Annotated in this window: 23 protein-coding genes and 6 pseudogenes; 14 read left to right on the plus strand and 15 right to left on the minus strand. The window is 67.3% G+C overall.

The genetic code is table 11. The annotated features are described in order from the left end of the window. Positions 1-22: 22 nt before the first annotated feature. Positions 23-1,618 (plus strand): gamma-glutamyltransferase family protein, encoded by a 1,596-nt coding sequence (locus tag C7T91_RS19665; protein WP_236638349.1) that lies wholly within the window; start codon positions 23-25, stop codon positions 1,616-1,618. Between the two features lie 8 nt (positions 1,619-1,626). On the opposite strand, the gene C7T91_RS19670 is transcribed toward C7T91_RS19665, so the two are convergent. Beyond that, on the minus strand, positions 1,627-2,202 hold the full coding sequence (locus tag C7T91_RS19670; RefSeq protein WP_108260694.1) for a cupin domain-containing protein: 576 nt from the start codon (positions 2,200-2,202) through the stop codon (positions 1,627-1,629). Between the two features lie 162 nt (positions 2,203-2,364). Here C7T91_RS19670 and C7T91_RS37990 point away from each other — a divergent pair, with 162 nt between their 5' ends. The 10 genes and pseudogenes from C7T91_RS37990 to C7T91_RS39710 all read left to right on the plus strand — a co-directional run. Further along, positions 2,365-3,306 (plus strand): hydantoinase/oxoprolinase family protein, encoded by a 942-nt coding sequence (locus C7T91_RS37990; RefSeq protein WP_269102241.1) that lies wholly within the window; start codon positions 2,365-2,367, stop codon positions 3,304-3,306. Further along, a complete protein-coding gene (locus tag C7T91_RS37995) occupies positions 3,303-3,911 on the plus strand; it encodes a hydantoinase/oxoprolinase family protein (protein WP_269102242.1) in 609 nt (202 codons plus the stop codon). Before C7T91_RS37990 ends, C7T91_RS37995 begins: the two co-directional genes overlap by 4 nt. A 45-nt stretch (positions 3,912-3,956) precedes the next feature. Continuing rightward, the gene (locus C7T91_RS36300) at positions 3,957-4,388 is read left to right on the plus strand and encodes a hydantoinase/oxoprolinase family protein (protein ID WP_236638350.1); all 432 of its coding nucleotides are present in this window, start codon (positions 3,957-3,959) and stop codon (positions 4,386-4,388) included. 59 nt (positions 4,389-4,447) lie between these two features. Then, positions 4,448-5,083: pseudogene (locus C7T91_RS38000) on the plus strand (hydantoinase B/oxoprolinase family protein); the annotation flags it as partial. A gap of 46 nt (positions 5,084-5,129) precedes the next feature. Then, positions 5,130-6,059, plus strand: a complete 930-nt coding sequence (locus C7T91_RS38005; protein ID WP_269102243.1) for a hydantoinase B/oxoprolinase family protein — start codon at positions 5,130-5,132, stop codon at positions 6,057-6,059. Then, a complete protein-coding gene (locus C7T91_RS19685; protein WP_108260695.1) occupies positions 6,056-7,339 on the plus strand; it encodes an NAD(P)/FAD-dependent oxidoreductase in 1,284 nt (427 codons plus the stop codon). Before C7T91_RS38005 ends, C7T91_RS19685 begins: the two co-directional genes overlap by 4 nt. 54 nt (positions 7,340-7,393) lie before the next feature. Continuing rightward, positions 7,394-8,512, plus strand: coding sequence for a C4-dicarboxylate TRAP transporter substrate-binding protein (locus tag C7T91_RS19690; protein WP_108260696.1), 1,119 nt, complete (start codon positions 7,394-7,396; stop codon positions 8,510-8,512). Between the two features lie 21 nt (positions 8,513-8,533). Next, positions 8,534-9,064: a TRAP transporter small permease gene (locus C7T91_RS19695; RefSeq protein WP_108260697.1), complete on the plus strand. Its 531-nt coding sequence runs from the start codon at positions 8,534-8,536 to the stop codon at positions 9,062-9,064. 16 nt (positions 9,065-9,080) lie between these two features. Next, complete coding sequence (locus tag C7T91_RS19700; protein ID WP_108260698.1) at positions 9,081-10,388, plus strand: TRAP transporter large permease; 1,308 nt, start codon at positions 9,081-9,083, stop codon at positions 10,386-10,388. A gap of 324 nt (positions 10,389-10,712) precedes the next feature. Beyond that, positions 10,713-11,020 (plus strand): annotated as a pseudogene (locus C7T91_RS39710) (hypothetical protein); the annotation flags it as partial. Positions 11,021-11,426: 406 nt separating this feature from the next. Here C7T91_RS39710 and C7T91_RS39715 read toward each other — a convergent pair. Next, a pseudogene (locus C7T91_RS39715) lies at positions 11,427-11,648 on the minus strand (transposase); the annotation flags it as partial. Between the two features lie 89 nt (positions 11,649-11,737). On the opposite strand from C7T91_RS39715, the gene C7T91_RS32765 reads away from it, so the two are divergent. Continuing rightward, entirely contained in the window at positions 11,738-11,914 is a 177-nt protein-coding gene (locus C7T91_RS32765) for a hypothetical protein (RefSeq protein WP_161556012.1), read from the plus strand. Between the two features lie 570 nt (positions 11,915-12,484). Then, positions 12,485-12,679, plus strand: a pseudogene (locus tag C7T91_RS19710) (transposase); the annotation flags it as partial. A 102-nt stretch (positions 12,680-12,781) separates the two neighbouring features. Here the strand turns inward: C7T91_RS19710 and C7T91_RS19715 are convergent. From C7T91_RS19715 to C7T91_RS19755, 10 genes and pseudogenes are all read right to left on the minus strand, one after another. Further along, the gene (locus C7T91_RS19715) at positions 12,782-14,056 is read right to left on the minus strand and encodes a hydantoinase B/oxoprolinase family protein (protein ID WP_161556013.1); all 1,275 of its coding nucleotides are present in this window, start codon (positions 14,054-14,056) and stop codon (positions 12,782-12,784) included. Between the two features lie 11 nt (positions 14,057-14,067). Next, a complete protein-coding gene (locus C7T91_RS38010) occupies positions 14,068-14,517 on the minus strand; it encodes a hydantoinase B/oxoprolinase family protein (RefSeq protein WP_108260701.1) in 450 nt (149 codons plus the stop codon). 9 nt (positions 14,518-14,526) lie between these two features. Beyond that, the gene (locus C7T91_RS19725; protein WP_201742151.1) at positions 14,527-16,608 is read right to left on the minus strand and encodes a hydantoinase/oxoprolinase family protein; all 2,082 of its coding nucleotides are present in this window, start codon (positions 16,606-16,608) and stop codon (positions 14,527-14,529) included. Positions 16,609-16,643: 35 nt separating this feature from the next. Then, on the minus strand, positions 16,644-17,711 hold the full coding sequence (locus tag C7T91_RS38015; RefSeq protein ID WP_330848867.1) for an ATP-binding cassette domain-containing protein: 1,068 nt from the start codon (positions 17,709-17,711) through the stop codon (positions 16,644-16,646). A 15-nt stretch (positions 17,712-17,726) separates the two neighbouring features. Further along, positions 17,727-17,867, minus strand: a pseudogene (locus tag C7T91_RS38020) (ATP-binding cassette domain-containing protein); the annotation flags it as partial. A gap of 242 nt (positions 17,868-18,109) precedes the next feature. Beyond that, positions 18,110-18,742: a tyrosine-type recombinase/integrase gene (locus C7T91_RS19735; RefSeq protein ID WP_108260703.1), complete on the minus strand. Its 633-nt coding sequence runs from the start codon at positions 18,740-18,742 to the stop codon at positions 18,110-18,112. Positions 18,743-18,998: 256 nt separating this feature from the next. Beyond that, positions 18,999-19,307, minus strand: coding sequence for an alpha/beta hydrolase family protein (locus C7T91_RS19740; RefSeq protein ID WP_201742152.1), 309 nt, complete (start codon positions 19,305-19,307; stop codon positions 18,999-19,001). A gap of 44 nt (positions 19,308-19,351) precedes the next feature. Then, positions 19,352-20,680: pseudogene (locus tag C7T91_RS19745) on the minus strand (IS256 family transposase). Positions 20,681-20,788: 108 nt separating this feature from the next. After that, positions 20,789-21,466: an alpha/beta hydrolase gene (locus C7T91_RS19750; protein ID WP_108260704.1), complete on the minus strand. Its 678-nt coding sequence runs from the start codon at positions 21,464-21,466 to the stop codon at positions 20,789-20,791. Between the two features lie 79 nt (positions 21,467-21,545). Further along, on the minus strand, positions 21,546-22,199 hold the full coding sequence (locus tag C7T91_RS19755) for an alpha/beta hydrolase (protein ID WP_201742153.1): 654 nt from the start codon (positions 22,197-22,199) through the stop codon (positions 21,546-21,548). Between the two features lie 69 nt (positions 22,200-22,268). Between C7T91_RS19755 and C7T91_RS19760 the strand changes: the two genes are divergently transcribed. Continuing rightward, positions 22,269-22,514 (plus strand): transposase, encoded by a 246-nt coding sequence (locus C7T91_RS19760; protein WP_108260705.1) that lies wholly within the window; start codon positions 22,269-22,271, stop codon positions 22,512-22,514. 315 nt (positions 22,515-22,829) lie between these two features. Here C7T91_RS19760 and C7T91_RS19765 read toward each other — a convergent pair whose 3' ends face one another. Genes C7T91_RS19765 through C7T91_RS36310 form a run of 3 tightly spaced genes read right to left on the minus strand, consistent with a single transcriptional unit; the run spans position 22,830 to position 25,472 of the window. After that, positions 22,830-23,888, minus strand: coding sequence for a TRAP transporter substrate-binding protein (locus C7T91_RS19765; protein WP_108260706.1), 1,059 nt, complete (start codon positions 23,886-23,888; stop codon positions 22,830-22,832). A gap of 25 nt (positions 23,889-23,913) precedes the next feature. Next, positions 23,914-25,206 carry a TRAP transporter large permease gene (locus tag C7T91_RS19770; protein ID WP_108260707.1) on the minus strand — a complete coding sequence of 431 codons (1,293 nt, stop codon included), beginning with the start codon at positions 25,204-25,206 and terminating at the stop codon, positions 23,914-23,916. Further along, positions 25,203-25,472, minus strand: coding sequence for a hypothetical protein (locus C7T91_RS36310; protein WP_407943310.1), 270 nt, complete (start codon positions 25,470-25,472; stop codon positions 25,203-25,205). Before C7T91_RS36310 ends, C7T91_RS19770 begins: the two co-directional genes overlap by 4 nt. Positions 25,473-25,574 lie beyond the last annotated feature (102 nt).

Raw genomic sequence — 25,574 nt, forward strand, 5'->3', positions numbered from 1 at the left:
TCGATCGGACCGGAGACAGGCAATGGCGGTCGCACCTCAGCCCGAGGCATCCGAATGTGGGATCGAGGTGCTGCAGGCGGGTGGCAATGCCGTGGATGCGGCGATCGCGATGGCCTTCGTGCAGGGGGTGGTCGATCCGCTCATGTGCGGCATCGCGGGGTTTGGCAGCATGGCCGTGTGGCGCGCCAGTGACGGTGCGCATGAGTACATCGACTTCCACGCCCCGGCACCGGCCGCCGCCACGCCGGACATGTGGGAGGCCTTGATCGAGGGGGAGGCGCGCGATGGCTACGGCTTCACCCTCCGGGGGCGCGTGAACGACATCGGCTACCAGTCGATCTGCGTACCGGCCTCGCTTCGCGCCTATGCCACGGCGCATGAACGTCATGGTCGGCTGCCCTGGGCGGAGCTTCTGGAGCATGCCATCGCCTGGGCGCGTTGCGGCTGGGTGGTGCGTCCGCATGTGCATGGTTGGTGGTCAATGCCCGCCGAGATGGGCCGGGTGGCGAATTTCGAACGCATCGCCTTTTGCGGCGCCGGACGGGCGCTTTATTGCCGCGGCGATGGAAGTCCCAAGCAGGTCGGCGACCGGGTGGTCAACCCCGACCTGGCCACGACGCTGGGCACCATTGCCCGGGAGGGCGCCGACAGCTTCTACACCGGGGACATCGCCCGCGCCATTGCCGCGGACATGACCGCCTGCGGAGCGCTGCTGTCGGCAGAGGATCTCGCGAGCTACCGCCCGCGCATTCTGCCACCTCTGGAAACGCGTTACCGCGGCTATCGCGTGACCACCAACCAGCCGCCTGGGGGCGGCCTGATGCTGGCCGAGATGCTGAACATTCTCGAGCATTTCGACCTCAAGGGCATGGGGCACAACAGCGCCGAATATATCCGCGTGGTCTGCGAGGCGATGAAGCAGGCGACCATCGACAAGGACGCCCATATCGGCGACCCGGCGTTCGTTGATGTGCCGGTCGCCTCCCTTCTTTCCGATGACCACGCCCGGCAAAGCGCCGAGCGGATCCGCCGCGGAGAAAAGGCCGACGTTCCACGGTTCTCGGCTGCGGGTCCCAGCCGCGACACCACGCAGATCTGCGTCACGGACCGGGACGGGAATTGCGTCTCCATGACTCATTCCCTGGGGATGCCGTCCGGTGTCGTCACGCCGGGCCTGGGCTTCATGTACAACGGGTGCATGGGCGTCTTCGACCCGCGTCCGGGGCATGCGGGCTCCATCGCGCCGGGCAAGGCGCGGTTCAGTTCTGTCTGTCCCTCGATCATCTTCCACGGTGATCGGCCGAAGTTGGCCATCGGTGCGCCGGGTGCCACGCAGATTGCCATGGGGGTTCTGCAGGCCACGCTGAATGTGCTGGATTTCGGAGCCTCGATGTCGGACGCGGTGTCTCTGCCGCGCTTCTCGGCCACCAGCAACCTGATCGACGTGACCAACCGCATTCCGCAGTCCGTCACGCGCGAGCTGGAGGCGCAGGGCTACGGGATCGTGCGCAGCCCGCACAGCTATGGCATCGCCTGGGTGCATGGCATCCATCTGGAGGACGGCGTGCTCCAGGGAGGGGCGGACCCGGCGACCGACGGAATGGCGCTGTCATGTTGAGCGCGGCGCTACTGGGTGTTGACCCAGACGATCTCGGCGGGCCGGCCGCCAAGGCATTCGAAGCGGTGGGGCTGGGTCGAGGGAAAGCCGAAGCTGTCGCCCTCGGTCAGCAGGTAGACCCGGCCAGAGACCTCCAGGCGCAGTGCGCCGCTCAGGACATAGCCCGCGTCGAGACCGGGATGTCCGTAGGCCTCGGGGCCCGAAGTGCTTCCTGGGTCGACCTGAACCAGCATCAATTGCAGCCCTTCCAAGGTCTTGGGGGTGAGAAGCCGCTTGCGAATGCCCTGGGCGCTCACCTTCATCTCGGCATCGGCGGTGTGGCGCACGACAACGCCGTCGACCTCGTCGCTGTCCGCGCCCGCGAAGAAATAGGACAGGGGGACGTCGAAGCTCGTCGCCAGCTTGTTCAGTGTCCGCACCGACGGCGAGCTGATCCCGCGTTCGATCTGGCTCAGCGCGCCGATCGAAAGCTGCGAGCGCGCGGCAAGCTCCTTGAGCGACAGCGCGTGGCTCTTGCGCAACCCGCGCAGGCGTTCCCCCAGCGAGGGGCTCTCCGTCACGCCTGTCTTTTCCTGATCTTTCATCGAACTCCGCCTCGACCGCACAGCATCTTCTCTCAGAACATGAAATCTCCTGCAAGATTAGCAGAAAAATGAAATTTCTTCGCCAAGAAATGAAAAAATTCTTGCTATGAATGCACTAAAGTGAAAATAGTTGTTAAAAGTTTCATAGGTGAGGATGCTTTGATGCGAGTCGGGGTAGAGGTCGGCGGAACCTTCACGGATCTGGTTGCAGTCGATGGTGGAGAAATTCAGCTGCGGAAGGTGCCGTCCACGCCGTCGAGCCCCGATATCGGCATGCTCAACGCGCTTGACCAGGCCGAGGTGCCGCTGTCTGGGGTGGCAGACCTCGTGCACGGTTCCACGGTGGCGACCAATGCGCTGCTCGAGCGAAAGGGGGCGAAGGTTGCCTTCGTGGTGACCGCGGGCTTCCGCGACATCCTCTTCCTGCAGCGTCATGACCGCCGCAACATCTACGATCTGCGCTACAAGCGGCCGCGCCCGGTGGTCGACCGTGCAGATTGCTACGAGGTGGCGGAGCGGATGGATGCCGCCGGCGTCGTCGTCGCGCCGCTCGACGTGGCGGGCGAGGTGGAGCGGCTCGTGCCGCTTCTGCGCGACGGCGGCTACGCGTCGGTCGCGGTCTGCCTGCTCTCCTCCTATGCCAACGCCGCGCATGAGGAAGCGCTGCGCGCAGCTTTGAACGCCGCGCTGCCCGAGATGCTGGTGACCGCCTCGGTGGACGTGACCCGCGAGTTCCGCGAGTTCGAGCGCGCCTCGACCGCGACGCTTGCCGCCTACGTCCAGCCCGTCATCGACAGCTACCTGACCCGCCTCGAGACCGAACTCGGTGCGCGGGGCTTCGCATCGCGCTTTTCGATCATGCAGTCGAACGGCGGACGCATCCCGGCGACGGCCATGCGGCGCAATGCGATCTCGGCGCTCTTCTCCGGTCCCGCGGCAGGGGTGGTGGGCGCCATCCGGCAGGCCGAGCGCGCAGGCGCGGGCAATGTGATCACCTTCGACATGGGCGGCACCTCGACCGATGTCTGNTCTCGTCACCNGACGGCAAGCCGGGCATCTCGCCCGACACCGAGCTTGACGGCCTGCCGGTGCGGACGCCGGTGATCGACATCGCCACGGTTGGCGCGGGCGGAGGGTCTCTGGTCTGGATCGATGACGGCGGCATGCTGCGCGTCGGGCCGCGCAGCGCCGGTGCCGAACCTGGACCGGCCTGCTACGGCAAGGGGGGCACCCTGCCCACGATCACCGACGCCCATGTGCTGCGCGGAACGATCCGTCCCGAGGCCTTCCTGGGTGGAACCATGGCGCTGGACCGGGCTGCGGCAGAGCGCGCCTTTGCCCCGATCGCGCAGGCGCTGGGGCTGAGCGTGCCAGAGGCTGCCACTGCCGCGCTGCGCCTGTCGGTCGCCAATATCGTGCGCGCCATCCAGATCGTCTCCACCGAGAAGGGCAACGACCCGAGAGACTATGCCCTTGTGCCATACGGCGGCGCCGGCCCCCTGCTGGCAGCCGAGATCGCGGAAGAAATGCAGCTAGCCAGCGTGATCGTGCCGCCGAACCCCGGGGTGCTTTCGGCCTATGGGCTGATCGCGTCGGACTTCTCCAAGATCACGGCCATCACCCGCCGCTTCACCGTCGACGCAGACGCGCCGGAAGCGGTGCGCGCCGCGCATGCCGAGATGGAGGCCGCCGCCCGGGCGGATTTCTAGAGCTACGGCCTGAAGGATGGCCTTCGGTTCGAGTTCGTCGCCGACATGCGGTTCGTCGGCCAGGCCTTCGAGGTTCCGGTAGAGCTCACGCCGCAGGCCATTTGCACGCTGAATGCCGCGAAGCTCGAGGACCTGTTCCAGGCCGCGCATCACCGCATCTTCCTGCATGGCGGATCCAGGGGGCAGAAGATCGAGGTCGTGGGGTTCCGCATGACCGTCACCCGCCCCATCGAGACGCTGCCTGCCTTCCGCGAGCGGCAAGGCACCCTGCGGACGCCAGAGACCGCACCCGTCGTTCTGCCTGACGGAAGCGCGGCCAGAGCGACCGTCTGCGCGGCCTCGGCGCTGGAGATCGGCACGCCAGTCGCAGGTCCCGCGCTGATCGAAGGCTATTCCTCGACCACCTATGTTCCGCCCGGCTGGCAGGCCGCGCGGGACCCCGAAGACAACCTGATTCTGACGAGGGCTGCACAATGACCGTCTCCGCAATCGACTATGCCGTGCTGAGCCAGGCCATCCTCGCCGCCGCGCGCGAGATGGGCACGAAACTCGTCCGCTCCGCCTATTCCACGATCCTCCGGGAAGCCCGCGACGGATCCGCCGCGATCCTCGACCGCGACGGAAATACCGTGGCCCAGGCCGAGCTGATCCCCATGCAGCTCGGAACCATCGGGTCGGTGTTCCAAGCCTGCGCACGGGAATACGATCTCGAAGAGGTCGGGCCGGATGATTTCTTCGTCATCAACGACAGCTACTCCGGCGGCCAGCACCTGCAGGACGTCTTTTTCTTCCACCCGATCTTCGCCGGCGGCCGGCGCGTGGGTTTTGCCGCCTCCGTGGCGCATCACCTCGACATCGGCGGCGGCGCGCCGGGCCTGTCGGTCCATGCCCGCGACGTGCACTCCGAAGGCATCATCATTCCGCCCACCAAGTTCTCCATGTCGCGCGACTGGAACGGTGGCCCGCTCGAGCGGATGCTGCGCGCCAACGTGCGTGCGCCGCTGCAGACCATGGGCGATTTCAACGCCCAGATCGCGGCAAACCGGATCGGTGCGCAGCGCATCGGCGAGATGTGCGAACGCTACGGCGCGGAGGCGGTCGAAGAGGTCATGGCAGAATTCCAGACCTATACGGAACGCCGGGTCCGGGCGGCCATCGCCGAAGCGCCGGACGGCACCTATCACGGCGAGGCGGTGATCGACGACGACGGGCTGGGTCATGGGCCGATCCGCGTCNAAGTCCTGCGTCACCATCTCGGGCGACAGCTTGACGGTGGACTATACCGGTACCGATCCGCAGGTGGCCACCAACCTCAACGCGCCGCTGGCAGCCGCGCTGTCTGCCACCATGTCCTGCGTGAAATCGGCCCTGACATCGCCGGACATTCCCTTCAACGCCGGGCTGACCCGATCGATCGACGTGATCGTGCCCGAAGGCAGCATCCTCAACCCGCGCTACCCCGCGCCGGTGCGGGCGCGGATGGAGATCTGCTACCGCGCCTTCAACGCCACGATGAACGCCCTGTCGCAGGCGGTCCCGGAGCAGGTGATCGCGAACGGCTTCGACTGCACCACCGTGGCCTGCCTGAGCTGGCTGAACGACGGAGCCTATTCGGTCTATCTCGAGATCTTCGGCGGCGGCTACGGCGCTTCGCTACAGGAAGACGGCTGCGATGCAATCGACAGCCCCATGTCGAACTGCGCCAACACGCCGGTCGAGGCCATCGACCAGGATTACGAGTTCTTCCGCGTCGAGGCGTACGCGCTGACGCCTGACAGTTTCGGCCACGGCACGATGCGCGGCGGCGCCGGTTTCATGAAGGCCTATCGCATCCTGCGTGACGGCGCGACCGTTGCGCTTTACGCGGACCGGTTCGTGACCGCGCCCGAGCCGCTGTTCGGCGGCGGGGCGGGCTCCATGGGCGCCTGCGAGATCCACCGGGGCGATGAGGTGATCCAGCTCGCGTCCAAGGACATGGCCGACCTCAAGGCGGGCGATCTGGTGGTCTTCCGGCTCGGCGGCGGTGCGGGCTACGGCCCGGCTGCAGAGCGCCCTGCGGCGCTGGTCGCCGAGGATCTGCGCAATGGCCTGCTCACGGAAGATAGCGCCCGGCGCGCCTATCCCGCCCAGATGGTGGCGCTTGGATGACGCTTTCCGCCGATCTCTGGGAACAATCGCTCTGGCATGCGACTGCGGAAGAGCCCTCCCCGGGCAGCGACGCGCCTCTGGATGCGACGGTGCTGGTGATCGGCGGCGGGTTCAGCGGGTTGTCCACCGCGCTTCATCTGGCCGAGCGCGGGGTCGCCGTCACGCTGGTCGAGGCGAAGCAGATCGGTTTCGGGGCATCCGGCCGCAATGGCGGACAGGTGATCCCGGGGCTCAAGCTGGACCCCTCCGAGATGCGTGCCCGCTGGGGAGAGGCCGAGGGCAGCCGGCTGGCCGCCTTCGCAGGCGCGGCAGCGGACCGGGTCTTCGACCTGATCGACCGCCACGACATCGCCTGCGGCGCCACGCGGAACGGTTGGATCCAGGGGGCTCATTCGGCCCTGGCGCTGAAGGCGGTTCACGCCCGTGCAAAGGAGTGGGAGGCCGAAGGCGCTCCGGTCGAGTTCTACGGCGCCGGGTCCATGGCCGAGGCTACCGGGACGGCAGCCTATGTCGGCGGCTGGCGCGACCTGCGTGCGGGGCTGGTGAACCCGCTGTCATATGCTCGCGGACTTGCGCGCGCCGCGAGGGCCGCCGGCGTGACCATTGTCACCGGCAGCCCCGTGCGTGCGGTCCGGCGGTCCGGACAGGGGTGGGCGCTCGATCTGGACGGAGAGAGCATCTCGGGCAAGACCGCGGTGTTGGCGACCAATGCCTATGACACGGCGCTGATGCCGAAGTTGGCCCGCTCGATCTTGCCGGTTCAATCGACCATGCTCGCGACGGAGCCGTTGCCCGGGCACATTGCCGGAACGATCCTGCCGCAGGGCGCCTGTTGCTCGGAAACCCGCAAGCTGGCCTTCTACTACCGCATGACGCCCGACGGCCGCTTTGCCATCGGCGGTCGCGGGGCCACGGGCGCGGAGCATTCGCAAGCGCTTCAGGACGCGCTGGAGGGAGGGATGCGGCGCATGTTCCCGCAGCTTGCCGACGTTCGTGTCGAACATGCCTGGTCCGGTCATCTGGCCCTGACGATGGACCACTTGCCGCATCTGCACGAGCCGGAGCCGGGCCTCTGGACCGTCGCGGCCTACAACGGGCGCGGTGTCGCCATGGCCACGGCGATGGGCGCGGCTCTGGCAGAACGGATTGCCGAGGGCACGCCGCTGCCCCTGCCGGAAACGCCGATCCGCCCCATCGCCTGGCACGCTGTCCGCGGGCCGGTGATGGACATCGGCGTCCGCTACTACTGGATGAAAGACAAGCTCGGCTTCCCCTCCTGACGGGGCGGGGCCCAACAAACGCCGGCATGACCGGCGCCAACACGGAGACCGATCATGACGAAGACCAAAGCACTGCTGCTCGCCTCGGCGCTCGGCATCGCCCCTCCGGTCGCGGCGGAAGAAATCACCGCCTCTGTCTGGTTCCCTGACACCCACCCTCTGACCCGCGACGGCTATCTCGCGCTGAAGGACACCGTGGAAGAAGCCTCGGGCGGCAACCTGACCATGCAGGTCTATACCGGCACCTCGCTGCTGCCGCCCGTGGCGCACCTGTCCGGCCTGACTGACGGCATCGTGCAGATGACCTACCACGCAGGAACCTACACCCCGTCGGATCTGCCCGAGGACAACACGCTTGCCGCCCTCGCCATCGGCCTGCCCGACAGCATGACGACGGCTCTTGCGGTTGCGGATTTCTACATCAACGATCCTTCCATGCAGGCCATGTTCGACAGGCTCGGCATCGTCTTCCTCGGCTCCTACGCTTCGCCGCAATACGTGATGATGTGCTCTTCCGAGGTGACGACGCTCGAGCAGGTCGCTGGCAAGAAGCTGCGGATGCCGTCGCCCGTACACGCCGCCTGGGCCGAAAGCGTGGGCGCCGTTCCGGTGAACGTCCCCTCGTCCGAGATGTTCTCGGGGCTCGAGAAAGGCCAGCTCGACTGTGCGATCAACGCTGCAAACGATCTCAAGTCGCGCTCGCTCTGGGATGTGGCGAAACACACCACGCTGCTGGAATTCGGCCCCTATTTCGCCGGCTGGCAATACGCCATGGCTGAAGACGCCTGGGCCGGCCTGAGTGAAGCCAGCCGTCAGATCCTGATCGATGCCATGGCAGGCAATATCGTGGAGATGACCCAGGCCTATCTCGGCACCGTCGACGGGGCGCTGGCCGAGGCCGCGGACCATGGCGTCACGGTCGCGGACCCCGCCGATGACCTGGCGGCCAGCCTGACCGATTTCATCGCTGCCGAGGTCGATGCCCTGGCAGCCGAGACCGGCGAGAAGCTGGGCGCCCCGGAACCCGCGGTGCTGGCCGAGCGGTTCAAGGAAACCTACGCCAAGTGGGAAGAACTGATGGCAGACATCCCGGCGGACGACCTTGCCGCGATTGCCGAGCTTCTGAAGACCGAAGTCTACAACCAGGTGGACGTGACGAGCTACGGGCTCTGAACTGCAAGACAGGAGGCGACGATGCTGGCCAGAATCGACACGGGGCTTTTGTGGCTCTCACGCACATTGCTGCTGCTTTCCGGTGTGGGGCTTGCGCTGATGATGGTGCAGACCGTGGCCGATGTCGTCGCCGACAATTTCTGGAGCCGGCCCATCCCCGGCAATTTCGAGATCATTTCGGTCTACCACATGGTGCTGGTCGTGTTCCTGCCGCTCGCCTTCGTCGAGTGGCAGCACGAGAATATCCAGGTCGACATGCTCTGGCGGCTGATGCCGGGCTGGCTGCAGCGCGCGGTCCTGGTGCTGGGCTACGTGGTCAGCGCGGTGTTCTTCGCCATTCTCGCACGGCAGACCTGGTTCGACGCGGTCAAAGCAATGACCAAGGGCGAGATGATGATGGGCAATGTCTACGTGCTGATCTGGCCCGCGAAATTCGTCCTGCCCGTCGGCTTCGCCGCGATCGGGCTGGTGTCGCTGCGCCACGCGGTTCACGCGGCGCTGGACCCGGCATTCTCGCCCGACCCGGTGGATCCGGGCGAAGGCCATATCTGAGACGGGATACGACACTTTGGAAAACGTCACCATCGGATTTCTGGGGCTCGGTGCGGGCATCCTCCTTCTGCTGCTGCGGGTGCAGATCGGCGTGGCACTGGGCCTGGTGAGCTTCATCGGCATCGCTGTTCTGCTGAACATGCGTGCCGCCTGGGGCATCATCACGGCGATCCCGTTCAACTTCGTGGGGGACTGGAATCTCACGGCGATCCCGATGTTCCTGCTCATGGGGTTCATCGCCTCCGAGGCCGGGTTGTCCTCCGGGCTGTTCCGCACGATGCGGTTGGCGCTGAGCTGGCTGCCCGGCGGGCTTGCGGTGGCGAGCGTCGGCGCGAGCGCCGTGCTTGCGGCGGCCTCCGGTTCCTCGGTCGCCACCTCTTCCGCCTTTGCGCGCATCGCGACCCCCGAAATGCTGCGCTACCGTTACGATCCGGGACTCGCGACAGGAGTGATCGCGGCGGCAGGCACGCTCGGTTCGCTCATTCCGCCGTCCATTCTCATGGTGCTTTACGGCTACCTGGCCGAGGTGTCGGTGGCCCAGCTCTTCGCGGGCGGCGTGATGCCCGGCATCCTGACAGCGCTTGCCTTCACGACGATGATCGTTCTGCGGGTGATCCGCCGTCCGTCGCTGGCCCCCAAGGTCGAAAGCCGCTTCACCCGCGCCGAGCTCATGGAGGCGATCCGCGAGACCTGGGCGCTGCCGGTGATCATCCTCGGCGTGCTGGCGGGGATCTTCCTTGCGGTCTTCACTCCCACCGAAGCCGGCGCCGTGGGCGCGGCGCTGGCGATCGCGGTGGCGGCGCTGAAGCGCAGCCTGACCTGGACCGTGCTGGCCGCAGGGTTCCGCCAGACGTTGGTCAGCACCGCGAGCATCTTCATGGTGGTCATCGGGACATCGCTGCTGGGCAGGTTCATGGCGTTGTCCGGCGTGCCGACCTTCGTCGCGGATGTCTTCATCGCATGGGGCAGCTCGCCGCTGATGGTGATCCTGGCGGTTTCGTTGCTGTATCTCATTCTGGGCTGTTTCCTCGACAGCATCGGTATCCTGCTGCTGACCATGCCGATCATCCTGCCCATGGCCCGCGAAGCCGGGCTCGACCTGGTCTGGTTCGGCATCATCCTCGTGAAGCTGCTCGAGATCGGCCTCCTGACCCCGCCGGTCGGGCTCAACGTCTACATCATCAAGGGCGCACTGGGCGACCGGGTGTCGCTGACAACGATTTTCCGTGGCGTCGGCTGGTTCGTTGCCGTGGACGTACTGGTGCTCCTGGGTCTGGTCTTCGTGCCTGGCATCACGCTCTGGCTTCCGGGACTGTTGGAGTAGCGCGGCATTCAGGCCGCCTTTCAGCTCCAGAGGGAACCGTGAAGTGTCCGGGACCGCACAATGTCATGCTCGATCAGCGTTGCATAACTCCCGCCGCGACTCCATGCGCTTAGACGGATGACATAGGCAAATCCAAGCCCGCCCGCCACTGCATGGCGACCTGGTCCGCCCATGGCGATGCCCTCGGGAATCGTGGGCCGTTGCGGATCATGTCCCGACGATTGCTGTGGGAGGCCGCGCGCGTCCGAGGATGACGCTGGCGGTCACCCTCGGACCTCGGAGAAGGTTCGGGTTGCGTTGTCAGGAACCGGCACGGAGTTGACGATGACCGAAGAGGGAACGGCGTTGCTCGAGCTGCTTGAACAGCGCGCCGATGGCGGTCTCGTGCGTGCGATGCTGGCCTATGCCGTGGAACGTATCATGGAATTCGGGCGTGACGAGATCGGTCCGGAGGACCGATCGTGGCGAGAATGAAGCCGAGGCGAAGACCGGCCCGGCGAAGGGCTCCGTTCGCCGCTTCGCGAGATCCGGCGCAACCGCGGGCCGGCGCGCGAATGCATGCATTCGCCGAGAGAGGGTGCCGGGAAAGGGACTGGGATAGCCGGGCCGAGAGGATCGCGCTGGACATCCCGGCAGTTTGTCCGCCGGATGGCCATCCTGCCGTCTTGCACCTCGCCATTTCCTCCGGGGGGGCGCCATTGGTGCCCGGACCGATGGCGACGGCCCGGTTTCTCCCAAGCGGCGCGCGCCGCGCCGTTGTCCTGGGCGTTTCCCGGAAAAGCTCCGACGGTTCCCGCCATGCGGTTGGCCACGGCGATCGCGGCCTGCGTCGCGGTTTTGCACTGCAGGAGGCGCCACAGCCAGCCGTCGCCAGGTCGGCCGCGGCGGAGGGCAGAGATGATCCCCATGGCGCCGGGATGGAGCCGCCGCCGCAGGCAGCCGTTCGCTCGCCGGTTCTCTCGGACGGATCGCGTACACCGGCCCGCTCTTCGGGAACCGCCCGAGCTTTTCCTTGCCGCCGCTTGAGAGCGGCTCCGGCGTCAGGCCAAGCCAGGCCGGCAAGTCGCGTGATGTCCGGAACCCGGCCGGGTCCGGCACGTTCGCCACCCGCGCAGTCGCGGCGATCGGGCCGATGCCGGAACTGGTCCGGAGCCGCTTCCCGGTCTCGCTGGTCTCCGCCCCGCAGCGGATGTCCTTCGTGAGCGCCTCGGTCCGGTCGCGGGTCTCGGAGAATTGCTCGGCCAGCAGGCGCAGCGGCACCCGGGACGCAGCCGGCGGGTCGTCGCGCTCGCCCGCTTCGGGCAGGCGCCCGACATTGCGGACCCCCTTCGGCGCATGAGGAGGATCGGATGCCGAACTCGCCGAGCTGCGTGCGGATCGAGCCGGTGACCTTGGTCAGCTGGCGGACCAAGACCTCGCGCGCCCTGCGGGTCATCAGAAGCGCCCGGAGCTTCTCGCTTTTCACCGGAACGGCTCGCATCGAGGGCCAGGCGACAGTTTCGCAGATTGCCTCGGCCTCGGCCTGAATTGTTTTTCCGCGCCGAAGATACGGCGTCGCGCAGGACGGCGGCAGGAGCCGCACCTCATGTCCGAACGCGGCGAGGTCACGCGTCCGGTGATGGGCCTCCGGCACAGGCCTCCATGCCGATCAGGCAGGGCGCAAGGCGCTGGAAGAATTCAAGCATCTGGTTCCGCCGCAGGACGGCTGCGCCTTCTGCGCCGGCACCGTGGACCTGGAAGGCAGGCTTGGCGTCCCTCCCGGCGATTGCCGTGCAATCATCTGCCGGTCAGCGGATCGGCGCTGGCCGTGGCAATCCCCGTCATGGATGGCGCCCCTTGGTGGTGACTTTGACAGCGCCCGATGTGGCACATTGCGAGGCCCGGAACGGAGCCATCCGCGCCATCAATGGCGGACAAGGCCCGCTCCCGGAGGCCTGCGTGCAGGGCCTCCCGACCCGGTCTGTGGACGGCATGTGTTCAGCCCCTGAAAACCGGACCGTATGACGCTGGAGTTTTCGGCCAAGCTTTCCTGGCTGGGAGACTGAGGAGGATCATCAAACAGAGCCGGCGTTGTTTGCCCGACGAAACGGAAAAGCATGAAGGCATCGAAATTCACGGAGGCGCAGAAGGCTTTCATCCTGAAGCAGGGCGCGCAAGGCTCACCGGTCGCGGAGAGCTGTGGAAAGGCCGGGATCAGCCAGGCGATGTTCTTCAACTGGAAGAAAAAGTACGGTGGCCCGTTGCCGGACGAGATACGCCGGTTGAAGGCGCTCGAAGACGAGAACACCCGGTAGAACAAGGCTGGGCCGACAAGGCATGCCGCCGGGCGTCCGGTTGGCAAGAAGGCCGACAGCGGAACGTGGCCGGAGCGGGGCGGGCGCTCCGGCCGGGTGTCATTTCGCCGGGGAGGGAGCCCCTTCGCGCAGCAGGCGCGTGGCAGCCCTGTCGACGGCGTTTCCGGCAGGGGCGAAAGCGACCTTGTAGACGGTGCGCGCCGCTTCGCGCGAGACCAGCCCATGGGCAACGTCGCGCAGGACGGCGTCCGGGTCGCGCAGCGCCGGATCGCCGAAACCGCCCGCTCCGGCCGTCCTGAGGCTGATGATGTCGCCTTTCTCGAGCGTGTAGGTGCCTTTGGAATGCAGGCGTTGCTCGCCGGGGGTGCCGGGGTTCAGGATCGTTGCCGCCTTCGTGCCCGGCAGGCCGCTTTCGAGCCCGTAGGGGCCGGTCACGTTGCGGTCGCCGAGATTGGTCACAAGGCCATTCTCGGCCAGCAGTTCCACGTCCTTGCGCATGGCCATTCCGCCGCGGAATTGTCCTGCTCCGGCAGAGTCCGGCACCAGCTCCATCCGGTGGACGAAGACCGGCGCGTTCATCTCCTGCACCTCGACCGGCGTGTTGGTGCCGTTGGTGGGCGAGGTAGTCGCCTCCTGGCCGTCGCAATGGCGGTGCGCGCCGACCCCGCCGATCGCCGTCATCCAGGCCAGGAAGGGCTTGCCGGTATGCGGGCTGACCATGCCGCTGACCTTGGGATTGGTGAAGCCGGAACTGGCCGCGATCACCCGGTCGGGCACGATCTGGGCCAGCGCGCCCATCACCACTTCGTAGATGCGGTTGGCATTGACCGCCCGCGCGCCGCTTGCCGCGCCGGGGCGGGGATTGACGTAGCAGCCCTCCGGGGCGCGGATCTCGATGCAGCGGATGATGCCGAAATTCTGCGCCGCGCGCGGCAGCGTCACCGCCTTGATCGCGGCGATGCAATAAGAGCGGGTATATTGCATGTAGGCGTTGATCCCTGCCGGGCGCTGGTCTCCGGTGCCTTCCCAGTCGCAGATGATCCGGCCGTCCTCGACGGTCAGCGCCAGCCGGAAGGGCACCGGCTCGGTGTCCGGGCCGGTATCGTCGAGCACGTCCTCGAAATGCCAGGTGCCGCGCGGCAGCTCCGCGATCGCCCCGACCATGGCGGCCTCGCTGCGGGCGACGATTTCGGCCATGCAGGCGGCCAGCATGTCGGGGCCGTAATCGCGCGCCAGCGCCTGCATCCGGGCCACGCCGGTCAGGTTGGCGGCGTACTGGGCATGCAGGTCGCCCAGCACGTCCTTGACGCGGACATTGCCTTCTATGATGCGCAGGATTTCGGTGACAGGCTCGCCCTGGCGGTAGAGCAGCACCGGCAGCAGCTTCAGCCCTCCTGGCAGGTCTCGCTGACGCCGACGACTTCCTCGCTGCCCGGCGCGCTGCCGCCGACATCGATATGGTGGGCGATGTTGACCGCGTAGCCGATCAGCCGCTCGCCGTGGAAGACCGGAGTGACCATGAATATGTCGGGCAGGTGACCCGAGCCGATGGTCGGGTCGTTGCAGATCACCGCGTCGCCGGGCTTCAGCGCGCCCTCGGGATACCAGGACAGCATGTTGCGGACGGTATAGGCCATGGAGCCCAGATGCCCGGGGCTGTAATCGCCCTGGGCGATCATGTTGCCCTCGGCATCGAAGACGCCGGTGGAGAAGTCGGAGCCCTCGCGCACGGTCATGGAATAGGCGGTGCGCAGGAGCGTGCTGCCCATCTCGGCGGCGGCGGAGAGGAGGCCGCCCCAGACGACGGAGAAGGTGACGGGATCGATCGTGCTCATGGTCTGTCCTCAGTTCAGCGTGGCGACGAGATTGCCGTGGCCGTCCACGCCTGTGTCGCTGTCGGGCGGCAGGATGATGGTGGATTCGCGTTCCTCGATGATCGCGGGTCCGGCGATGCGGTCTCCGGGGGCGAGGCGGTAGCGGTCATAGACCGGGCAGTCGGTGAAGCCGCCGGTTTCCGGGAACCAGACCCGGCGCGTCCCGCGCAGCGCCCGCGACGCGTCTCCGTCGCGCTGCGGCAGGGCGTCCATCGCCAGCGTCCGGCCGGTGGCGACGGCGCGCAGACGCCAGTGCACGGCGAGGATGGTCCAGTCAGGATCGAAGGTCCGGTCTCCATAGGTCTGGGCATAGGCCTCGTGGAAGGCCTGCCGGAGCGCGGCAATGCCGTCCTCCGGATACGGCCCCACCGGCAGCTCGACGGCGATCTCGAAGCCCTGGCCGCGGAAGCGCATGTCGCAGCTAGCCGAAAAGGCCTGGCGGTCGCGCGGCACCCCGGCGGCGTCGAGCTCGGCCTGCGCCTGGGCCATCAGGTCGCTCTGAAGGGCATTGACCGCAGGCAGGGACCCGGCCGTCAGTTCCAGAACCTGGGTGCGGGCGAAGTCGAGGGACGGCTCGGCCATCAGCAGGCCGACCGCGCTTTCGACCCCGGCGGCGCGCGGGAAGACCACCCGCGGACAGCCGAGCATCCGCGCCAGGCGGCTGCCATGGACCGGGCCTGCGCCGCCGAAGGGCACCAGCGCGAACTGCCGCGGATCCTTGCCGCGGTTGATCGTGACCGCCCGTGCCGCCTGCGCCATCTGCGCGGTGACGATCTCGTGGATGCCCCAGGCGGCCTCCATCACGTCTATCCCGAGCGGCACGGCGATGTCGCGTTCGATCGCAGTCAGCGCGGCCTCGGCATCGAGCTGCATCTCGCCGCCGAGGAAGTAGTCGGGGTTCAGGTAGCCCAGCACCAGGTCGGCATCGGTCACGGTGGCGCGCGCGCCGCCGCGGCCGTAGCAGGCCGGACCCGGCACCGAGCCCGCGCTTTCCGGGCCGACCGCGATCGTGCCCAGATCGACCCGCGCGATCGACCCGCCGCCCGAGCCGATCTCGATAAGGTCGACCGCCGGGATGCTGACCGGCAGGCCGCTGCCCTTCTTCAGGTGGGCCATGTCGACCTCGAACTCGCTGGTCAGCAGCGGCTTGCCGTCTTCGACGAGGCAGAGCTTGGCGGTGGTGCCGCCCATGTCGAAGGAGATCAGGTTGTCGGTCCCGGCGGCCGGGGCGAAGCGCGCCGCGGTCAGCACGCCCGCTGCCGGGCCGCTCTCGATGATGCGGATCGGGAAGCGCTTGACGTTCTCGACATTCGCCACCCCGCCATTCGACTGCATGATCAGCATCGGCGCCTGCGCCCCGAGCTCGGCAAGCTGGCGGTCGAGCCGGTCGACATAGCTGGCCACGCCCGGCATCACGTAGGCATTCATCACCGTCGTGCTGGTGCGCTCGAACTCGCGGTAGAGCGGCGAGACCTCGCAGGAGACCGAGACCATCAGATCCGGCGCCTCCTCGCGGATGATCTCGGCGGCGCGGCGTTCATGGGCGGGGTTGGCATAGCTGTGCAGGAAGCAGATCGCGACCGCCGCCGCGCCGCGCGCGGCGATCTCGCGGGCGATCCGGCGCAGTGCCGCCTCGTCCATCGGGGCATGCACCTCGCCGGTCCAGAGCATCCGCTCGGGGACCTCGTAGACCCAGTCGCGCGGCACCAGCGGCGCGGGCCGCCCTGCGAGGTTGTCGTAGAGCTCGTAGCGCTTCTGCCGCCCGATCAGGATCACGTCGCGGAATCCTTCGGTGGTCAGCAGCGCGGTCGGCGGGCCCTTGCGCTCGATCACCGTGTTGGTGGCGATGGTCGTGGCATGGACCACCTCGGCGATTTCGGCGGGTCCGCGGCCGCTTTGGCCGACCCGGGCCAGCAGCCCCTCGATCACCGCGCGGGCGGGATCGTCGGGGGTGCTGAGCACCTTGCCGATGTCGAACTGTCCGGTCTCGGGGTCGAGCACGGCAAAATCGGTGAATGTGCCGCCGATATCGACGCCAACGCGCAGGCTCATGATGCAGTCTCCTGGAAAGGTCCGGCCGGGCCGGGTCAGTTGCCGGGGCAGGGCACGGGGGCGCCCTGCGGGGGGTGGTCGGGAGCGGCGGCGCCCCCGAGATAGGCGTCGCGCACCGCGGGGTTGCGGCGCAGGCTGTCAGCGCTGCCCTCCATCGAGAGGGCCCCGTTTCTCAGCACATAGGCGCGGTCGACCAGTTCCAGCGCCTTGTTGGCGCTCTGCTCGACCATCAGGATGGTCAGGCCCTGCGATTTCCAGCGGGCGAGGATCTCGTAGACCCGGTCGACCATCATCGGCGACAGGCCCATCGACGGTTCGTCGATGCAGAGGATCTGCGGCTTCCGCAGCCAGGCGCGGGCCATGGCGACCATCTGCTGCTCGCCGCCGGAAAGCGTGCCCGCGAGCTGGCCGAGCCGCTTGCCGAGCCAGGGGAATTCGGCAACTGCCTTCTCGATGTCGCCGTCTAGCTCGGCCTTCGGAACCTGGCGGCGGGCATAGGCGCCCATCAGGATGTTGTCGCGCACGCTCAGTTCGGCAAACATGCGGCGGCCCTCGGGGATCGAGGCGATGCCCTGGGCGATCACGTCGGCGGTGGTCTTCGCCTCCATCGGGCGGCCATGGAGCAGGATCTCGCCGCGGCTCGGCCGGGCAAGGCGCAGCACGGTCTTGATCGTGGTCGATTTGCCCGAGGCATTGCCGCCGAGCACCGCAACCGCTTCGCCGCGGCCGACCTTCAGCGACAGGCCGAACAGCGCCTGCACCGCGCCGTAATGCACGTCGACATCGCGCAGCTCGATTGCCGGGCTGTCCGCCGGGCCGGGCATCTTCGCGGCGGGGGCGTGGTCGAGATGGCCCTTGACGACCGGGCGCGAGGACAGGCTGCCGCCCTTGCCCAGATAGGCAGCCGCGACCTCGGAATGGGCGAAGGCGCGTTCGGGCGTGTCGTCGACGATGACCGCGCCCTGGGCCATGACGACGGTGCGGCGCGCCAGCTTGCGGACGATGTCGAGCTTGTGCTCGACCATCAGGATCGCCATCTGCGGAAACCGGTCACGGACCTCGAGCAGCAGATCCGCCAGCTCGTGGCTCTCGGTCGGGTTCATCCCGGCGGTGGGCTCGTCGAGGAGCAGCACCTCGGGCCCGGCGGCCAGCGCGCGGGCGATGTCGAGCCGTCGGCGGTTGGCATAGGACAGGCTGTGGGCGGGCTGGCCCCGGCGCGGCCAGAGCCGGTCGCCGAAGAGCTTCAGCACCTCTTCGGCGCGGGCATCGGCCTCTCAAGCCGCGTCACCCAAATTCAGCCATAGCTCTCGAGTTCCGCGAATGGCTGCTTCCCGGGATCGAGCGCGAACTCCGCCCCGGCACCGCAAGCCCGCTTTTCGGGATCGGCCGTCGAAGGCATGGCGAGGGGGACACACTGGCGACCAGCCGGAAAGGGCTGCAATCCGCCGCCGGTCCCGCAACCGGCGGCGGCGGCTTCAGGTCCGCGAATGACCGCAGCAGTTCACAATTCGATGCCTTCTGCGATCGCCAACGCGTCCTCCAGCTCGACGCCAAGATAGCGCACCGTGCTGTCCATCTTCGCGTGTCCCAGAAGCAGCTGGACCGCCCGCAAGTTCCCGGTCTTGCGGTAGATCTGCGAGGCCTTGGTCCGCCGCAGCGAGTGCGTTCCATACCCGCTCGGCTCCAGCCCGATCATCCTGACCCAGTCCTTCACGATGCGCGCATACTGCCGCGGCGAGATATGATCGGAGGCGTGGATCCGGCTCGGGAACAAGCAGGCGCAGCCCGCCATCTGCGGCGCGCCGATCCAGGCGGTTATGGATTTCCGCGTGTTCTCGGTGATTTCGAACTGCACCGGCCGGGCGGTCTTGCTCTGGATCACCGTGGCGCGTTCCTTGATCGCGGCGCCGATGGCCACGTCGGACACTTTCATCCGGACGCGGTCGCAGCCCCGGAGCTTGCTGTCGATGGCAAGGTTGAGCAGCGCCAGATCCCGCAGATTTCCGGCAAACTCGAGCCGCGCCCGGATCGCCCAGACATGGCGGGGCAGGAAGGCGCGCTTCTGGCCCATGAGACGGCCCTTGTTCCAGGGCGGGCGCTTCGGGGTCACGGCTGGCAACTGGATGTTCGACATGACGAGTCTCCATCCGGCCCTCCCGACCCCGGCGACGGCACCGCGCCGACAGCTGGATGGTAGCATGACTTCGAGCGACCGGTTCCGATTGCAGTGGGGCCAGAGCTGGTTCCGCGCCGCAAGGCTGGAGAGAGCCCCAAAGAGGAACCATACAACCCCACGGGCAGTCAGATCAGCGGCGGACCAAAAGACCGTAGCTGAGACTTTCCGCATTCAGCGGGTCGGTCCCGCAGAGCAGGACCGACCCGTCTTGTCGTCAAGCAGCTTCAGCAGCGGCGACGTCTTCTTCGCCGAGATGCTTCCTGAAGAACGGAATGATCTTCTCCAGCGCCAAGCCAACCGGTTCTTCCCGGTCGTAGAGCTCGTAGTGCGACCAGTCCTGCAGGTCGACCAGCTGCCGGTCCTTTGATGCCATCGCGCGGCCATGGATCTCCATGCCGTCCCGATAGGCGCCAAAGGCACCGACCTTCTGGCCAATGACCACCATCACCGGCTGGGTCATCAGCGTCTCGGCGAAGGCAAACGCATCCCAAGACAGGGTCTTCTGGGCATGGCTGAAAACCATGCGCGCCGGAAGCTGAGATATGCGCGAAAGTTGGTGACGCCTGATCAGGCGGCGGTTTGAAGGTGGCGGACGCTGTCGCGGAACTCAACCCCGCTGATGACCTCCGGCAGGCGGTTCCGGCCGTCGAGCTTCCGCCATTTCTTCTGCGCCGACATCATCAGGCGGAACGCCATGGCGAGGCCGGTCTTGCGGCTGAGGCAGCCCTTGGTGCGTTTCGTCTGGTGCCTCACCGTCGCGAACGTGCTCTCGATCGGGTTTGATGTCCGGATGTGTTTCCAGTGTTCGGCCGGGTAGTCGCAGAACGCCAGCAGCGCGTCCCGGTCCTTGACCAGCTTGGCCACCGCCTTGTCCCATTTCACGCCATGGGCCTCGACGAAGAGTGAGGGCGCCCGCCACCGGTTCGAGGGCGAGCCCGAACGAAGGCGGCGGACGCCGCGGCGCGTGTGTCGGCCTGCCAGATGTCGTGCAGGTGCGCCTTGGCCCTGGCCTGCACGGATTTCGGAAGCGCGTTCAGCACGTTCATGGCCTTGTGCAGCCAGCAGCGCTGCTCCTGCGTCGTGGGGAAGACTTCGCGCAGGGCCGTCCAGAAGCCGAGAGCACCGTCGCCGATCGCGAGCTTGGGTGCCTGCGCCAAGCCGCGACGCTTGAGATCGAGCAGCACCTCGCGCCAGCTTTGCGTGCTTTCACGGAAGCCGTCGGTCATGGCCAGGAGCTCCTTGCGGCCGTATTCATCCGCGCCAACGATGACCAGAACGCATTGTTCGTCGGGGAATTGATCCCGCGGATCAATTCCTGATCCTCCTCACTTCCGCCGACATACCCGGCTTGAATTAGACCCCGTCGGCCCAGGTGCAGAGGAACGGCCGCGTGCCAAGGTCGCGTTTCTGCCAGGCCCCGCATTCGGACCACCAGTCGGCTTTCAGGCGGGCGATGGTCTTGGCCGACAGGCCCCTGGCGTCCGGCCCCAGCAGGGCCGCCAGCGCCTCGCTGAAATCGCCGGTGGAACCCCCCTTGAGATACAGCCAAGACAGCAGCTCCTCGACCGATTTGGCCTTGCGCAGGTAGCGCGGCAGAATGCCGGGCGTGAAGGTAATCTTGTCCGCGCCAAGCTCTCGATCCCGCACCCGCGGCACCTTCACGGCGACCGGGCCGATTCCGGTCAGGATTTCGCGCTCCGGCAAATATCCGTGCCGGACCAGCCTGGCCCGGCCATCCTCGAGCCTGTCTTCGGCGAACGCGGCGAGCAGCGTGGCGAGTTCCGCCTCAACCGCCTGTTCGATCAGCTTGCGCGCGCCGCTCCGAATGACGTCGGTCAACGGGTCCGGTGAAAACCCCGATGGATCGGGCAGCGTGGCAATGGTAGTCTCGGACATGTGGCATATGTTCGACCGCTCTCTCGGACGGATCGCGTTCGCGGTCTCACTCTCGGCTGAGAATTGACGGCGCTTCGACACCGCCATGATATGCCGCCCCTCAGGGCATCACCAACTTTCCCGCGTTACTCTGCGCGTCGCGCCACCGGTCGCTTGGCCGCGGGAGGTCTTGTAGTAGTCCGTCGCCTCGAAGACATCGCGCTCCGTCATCCCGGCCTCGCGGGCAGCCTCGGGGCTGGCAGGCAGCAATTCATTGACCTGCAGCGCTGCGCCGCGCGCCTCGGCGCTGCGCTGCGCGGCCATGGCAGTCAGCGCGCCGACCGGATCGAACCCGCTGAAGCCCTCGCGGAAAAGACGACCCAGGTTCACCGGGTTGATCCCGACCACCGCCTTGATCCGTTTCTCGGTCAACGCGGCATTCAGCGCGTAGCCGCCACCGCCGCAGACGCCAATGACCCCGATCCTGTCCGCATCGACGAAAGGCAGCGTCACCGCGTGGTCGATCACGTGGCTGACATCCTCGACCCGCTGGCTTGGGCTGTCGATCCAGCGGGGACTGCCGCCGGACGCGCGCTGATAGCTCGCGTCGAAGGCGATGACGACGTAGCCCTGCGCGGCGAGCCCCTTGCCGTAGACGCTGCCCGAGGTCTGCTCCTTGCAGCTTCCGAAGGGATGGATGCTGACGATCGCCGGGGAGCGCTTGCCCGCGTCGAAGGCGGACGGCAGGTGAATGTCCGCCGCGATGTGCCAGGCCATGTCGGGGTTCTGAAATGTCACGCTTTCCATGATTGGGCCTCCTTGGTTTTCAAATCAGGCGGGGCTGCCCTCCCCCGATCCGGGCGGGGCATGCGTCGTCTGCGCCGGATCAGGCGCCGAGCTTTTCCCGGAAGAAGGGCGCCAGCACGCCGACTGCCTCGCCGACGAATTTCGCGCCGTCATAGAGATCCATGTGATTGGCGCCGTCGACGACGTGGAACTGCTTGTCGCTGCTCGCGGCCCGGGCGTAGAGATCGTCGCTCATCCATTTGCTGCCCGCGACGCTGCCCGCCACGATCTGCAGGGGCTGGGTCAGAAAGGCCTCGGCGAAATTGTGGGCATCGTAGCTGATCAGCTGGGTCAGGCTGCGCGCCAGACCGTAGCCCGGGGCGGTGGCGCATTGCGCACGCTGGGTGTGGTAGTATTCCCAGGCCTGGCGCAGCTCCTCGTTGGGGGCATCCTCTTCCTTCAGCGGGGCCATCGGGATCTGCGCCAGATCACCGCCGGTGGCGAGCGCCTGTGCATCTGCAGTACGGGCGGCGGCACCAGCCACGAGGAAGGGCAGCGCGTCGGCATCGGCCACGTCATTGTCCCAGCCATTGCGGAACATCGCGCCGATATTGACCGCGCTGACCGTGCCGACGGCCTTGATCCGGTGATCGTTGATCGCCGCGTTGGCAGTATAGCCGGCCCCCGCGCAGATCCCCATCGCCCCGATCCGGTCAGTGTCCACATAGTCCAGCGTGCTCAGGTGGTCGATCACCGCGCTGACTGACCTTGCCCCCGGATCCCGGACTGGGAGTTACAGTACTCTCAGGAAAAGGGAACCCAGATGAGCAGACAGACCCGCTGCCACTTCACCGCCGAGTTCAAGGAGCAGGCCGTTGCGTGCCTTTCCGAATCCGGTGCCACCCCGACCAGCGTCGCCCGGGAACTCGGCGTGATGCCGTCGCAGCTGAAAGGCTGGCGGCTCGAGCTGGCGGCCGCGGGTTCGGCAGAGGGGATCCGGCGACAGCAAGCCGAGGCCGCCGAACTCGCCGAGCTGCGCCGGGAGAACCGCCGCCTTTCGTTCCGGTGAATAGGCCACTTGTCATCCTGTCCTGCCCGCCTCGCTGCATAGTTTCAGATCGAAGAACGGTGACAACAACCCAGCACGAGGGGGTCGGTGAGCACGAGCTGGTTCCATTCCTGGCGTGCAGGGTCGCCCGGAAGACGGTGGCCAAGCTCATGAAAGAGCGCGGCCCCTGCAGCCGTGTCCGGCGAGGGCGGCCCCTTTCACCGGAACGAGCGGGCGGGATGGATCGGCTTTCCGGCCCCGCATGGCGCGGGACCGCAGCTTGGAACCGGCTGCCGCGGGCCGTCGGCGCCCCCCGCTCCGGAGGGCGCCCTCCGGTCATTCCAGTTCGATGGCGCGCTCGGCATTGACCTCGGCCTGGGCCTTTTCGACCGCGGTGCCGAAGGCGTCGAAGATCTCGTCGCCGCGGGTCACGTTGGCGCGGAACCATTCATAGACCGGGTCCGCCGCCTTGCGGAACTCGTTCTTCTGCTCCGGCGTCGGCACGTAGAGATCGCCGCCATCGGCCACGAACTGTTCGTAGGCCTCGATGGATTTCCGCTTCGGCGAGGCGAAGGTCGCCTGCTGCAGCGCATAGAAGCCGTCGACCACCACCCGGCGCAGCTCCGAGGGCAGGCCCTTGAAGCTCGCTTCGGACATCCACCACAGCGCGCCCATATAGGCATGGCCGTCGAGCGTGACGTATTTCAGCCCGGCATCGGGGAACTTCATGTTCATGATGTCGGTGATGCCGTTCTTGGTGCCGTCGACCACGCCGGTCTGCAGCGAGGTGAAGAGCTCGGGCCACGGGATCGGCGTCGGTGCCGCGCCCACCGCCTTGACCAGCTCCTGCGGCAGGTCGGCGACAACGGTGCGGATCTTCATGCCCTTGAGATCGGCGGGCGTCTCGATGCGCTTCTGGGTATTGGCGAAGTTGCGCCATCCGCCGGTATTGCCGATCGTCATCAGCCGGATCGTGCCGCCGGAATCCTCCAGCGCCATGTGGCGCATCTGGCGGGTGAATTCGCCGTCGGAGAGGACCTTTTCGGCGATGCGGTCGTCGGACATCAGGTAAGGCAGGTCGAGCACCTGGACATAGGGGAAGATCCCCGCCGCGCCGCCCGAGGTCGACACGAAGATGTCGATGGAGCCGTCGGCCACGCCCTGCAGGCATTCCGCCCCGTTCGAGCAGAGCTGGGTGCCGATGAACAGCTCCACCTCGATCGCGCCGTTCGAGGCGGCCTCGACATGGTTCTTGAAGATCACGAGCCCGTCGTAATCCTCGTCGGCCTCGTTCGAATTGGCGGTGGCGCGCAGCGTGTACTCGGCGGCCGCCGCCGGCAGGGCCGTTCCGGCCAGCATCGCGGCAAGTGCCGCACGTTTGAGGGTCTTGAGCATGGTCGGTCCTCCCCTTGATGCTCGGTCAGTCCAGGAACCCCGCCAGCCGCGGGATGGCCAGCGATATGGCAGGTACGAAGGTGATGAGGAAGATCACGGCGACTTCCACGGCGAGAAAAGGCAGGATGGCGCGGGCGATCGCGGCAACCTTCTCGCGGCTGACCGAGGCGGCGACGAACAGCACCAGCCCCATCGGCGGCGTCGCCAGCCCGACGGTCAGGTTCACGCACATGATGATGGCGAAATGCACCGGATCGACGCCGAGCCCGGCGAAGACCGGGCCGAGGATCGGGCCGAGGATGATGATCGCGGGCCCGGCATCGAGGAACATGCCCACCGCGAAGAGCAGCAGGTTGATCAGGAACAGGAGCAGCAGCGGGTTCTCGGTCAGCCCGAGGATGAACTCGGCCAGCATCTCGGGCGCATGGCTGAGCGAGACGACGGTCTTGAAGGACATCGCCGCGCCGACCAGCAGCAGCACGACCGCCGAGGTCAGCCCGGCGCGGGTCAGGATGTCGGGCAGGTCGCGGAGTTTCAGCGTGCGCAGCACGAAGAGCCCGATGACGAGCGCATAGGCGACCGCGACCGCGGCGGCCTCGGTGGGGGTGAAGACGCCGCCGAGGATGCCGCCGAGGATGATCACCGGCGTCATCAGCGGGAAGAAGGCCCGGAGGCTCGCCTCGCCGCGTTCGCCCCAGCTGTATTTCCGCGAGGCGGGCGGGAATCCATGGCGGTCTGCCATGATCTTGACCATCGCCATCAGCCCCAGCCCGACCAGCGCGCCCGGCAGGATGCCCGCGAGGAACAGCGCCGCGACGCTCTCGCCCATGACATAGGCATAGATGATCATGATCCCCGAGGGCGGGATGATCGGCCCGATCACCGAACTTGCGGCGGTGATGGCGGCGGCGAAGCGGCGCGAATAGCCCTGCTTCTCCATCGCCGGGATCAGCATCGAGCCAAGGGCCGAGGTGTCCGCCACCGCCGAGCCCGAGAGCCCGGCAAAGAGCATCGAGGACAGCACGTTGACATGCGCCAGCCCGCCGCGCAGGTGGCCCATCAGCGCCTGGGAGAACTCCACCAGCCGGTGGGTGATGCCGCCGCGGTTCATCAGCTCGCCCGCCAGCATGAAGAACGGGATCGCCATCAGCGGGAAGCTGTCCATGCCGTTGTAGAGATTGCGGTAGAGCAGCGTGATGTCGCGCTCCTGGCCGCTGAGCCACAGCACCGCACCGGGCGCGGCGAGCAGCCCGAAGAACACCGGCAGGCCCGCCAGCAAGAGGACGAGGAAGAGCGGCAGGAACCAGATCAGCGTCATTCGGCACCCTCATGGCCGAGCGGGGCGATCGGCGGCAGCAGGGCCCCGGCTCCGGCGATCGCGGCGAGCCGGCGCAGGATCAGCTCGATATTGACGAGGATCAGCAGCCAGAGCCCGACCAGCAGCGAGGCCATCATCCAGCTGCGCGGCACCCGGTACCAGCTGTCGAAGCCGGGCGATGCCGGCAGGTAGAGCGAGGCGGTGGCGAAGCGCCCGCCGAAGCCCGTCACCTCGCCCCAGCCGATCTGCGCGGCCACGGCCAGCACGGCGAGCGACAGCCCGAGAAAGGCGAGCTGCAGCAGCCGGGAGACCGGGCCGGGCAGCAGCGCGTCGAGGCTGTCGATCGCGTGTGCAGCACGCGCTTGGGC

Origin of the sequence: Mangrovicoccus ximenensis, assembly GCF_003056725.1 — a bacterium.
In the GTDB taxonomy this organism is placed as follows: Bacteria; Pseudomonadota; Alphaproteobacteria; order Rhodobacterales; family Rhodobacteraceae; genus Mangrovicoccus; species Mangrovicoccus ximenensis.

Coding starts and splice junctions, on each gene's coding strand:
- C7T91_RS19665 (WP_236638349.1), top strand. CDS start 23: ATGGCGGTCGCACCTCAGCCCGAGGCATCCGAATGTGGGATCGAGGTG.
- C7T91_RS19670 (WP_108260694.1), bottom strand. CDS start 2,202: ATGAAAGATCAGGAAAAGACAGGCGTGACGGAGAGCCCCTCGCTGGGG.
- C7T91_RS36300 (WP_236638350.1), top strand. CDS start 3,957: ATGCGGTTCGTCGGCCAGGCCTTCGAGGTTCCGGTAGAGCTCACGCCG.
- C7T91_RS19685 (WP_108260695.1), top strand. CDS start 6,056: ATGACGCTTTCCGCCGATCTCTGGGAACAATCGCTCTGGCATGCGACT.
- C7T91_RS19690 (WP_108260696.1), top strand. CDS start 7,394: ATGACGAAGACCAAAGCACTGCTGCTCGCCTCGGCGCTCGGCATCGCC.
- C7T91_RS19695 (WP_108260697.1), top strand. CDS start 8,534: ATGCTGGCCAGAATCGACACGGGGCTTTTGTGGCTCTCACGCACATTG.
- C7T91_RS32765 (WP_161556012.1), top strand. CDS start 11,738: ATGCCGAACTCGCCGAGCTGCGTGCGGATCGAGCCGGTGACCTTGGTC.
- C7T91_RS38010 (WP_108260701.1), bottom strand. CDS start 14,517: ATGAGCACGATCGATCCCGTCACCTTCTCCGTCGTCTGGGGCGGCCTC.
- C7T91_RS19725 (WP_201742151.1), bottom strand. CDS start 16,608: ATGAGCCTGCGCGTTGGCGTCGATATCGGCGGCACATTCACCGATTTT.
- C7T91_RS38015 (WP_330848867.1), bottom strand. CDS start 17,711: ATGAACCCGACCGAGAGCCACGAGCTGGCGGATCTGCTGCTCGAGGTC.
- C7T91_RS19735 (WP_108260703.1), bottom strand. CDS start 18,742: ATGTCGAACATCCAGTTGCCAGCCGTGACCCCGAAGCGCCCGCCCTGG.
- C7T91_RS19740 (WP_201742152.1), bottom strand. CDS start 19,307: ATGGTTTTCAGCCATGCCCAGAAGACCCTGTCTTGGGATGCGTTTGCC.
- C7T91_RS19750 (WP_108260704.1), bottom strand. CDS start 21,466: ATGGAAAGCGTGACATTTCAGAACCCCGACATGGCCTGGCACATCGCG.
- C7T91_RS19760 (WP_108260705.1), top strand. CDS start 22,269: ATGAGCAGACAGACCCGCTGCCACTTCACCGCCGAGTTCAAGGAGCAG.
- C7T91_RS19765 (WP_108260706.1), bottom strand. CDS start 23,888: ATGCTCAAGACCCTCAAACGTGCGGCACTTGCCGCGATGCTGGCCGGA.
- C7T91_RS19770 (WP_108260707.1), bottom strand. CDS start 25,206: ATGACGCTGATCTGGTTCCTGCCGCTCTTCCTCGTCCTCTTGCTGGCG.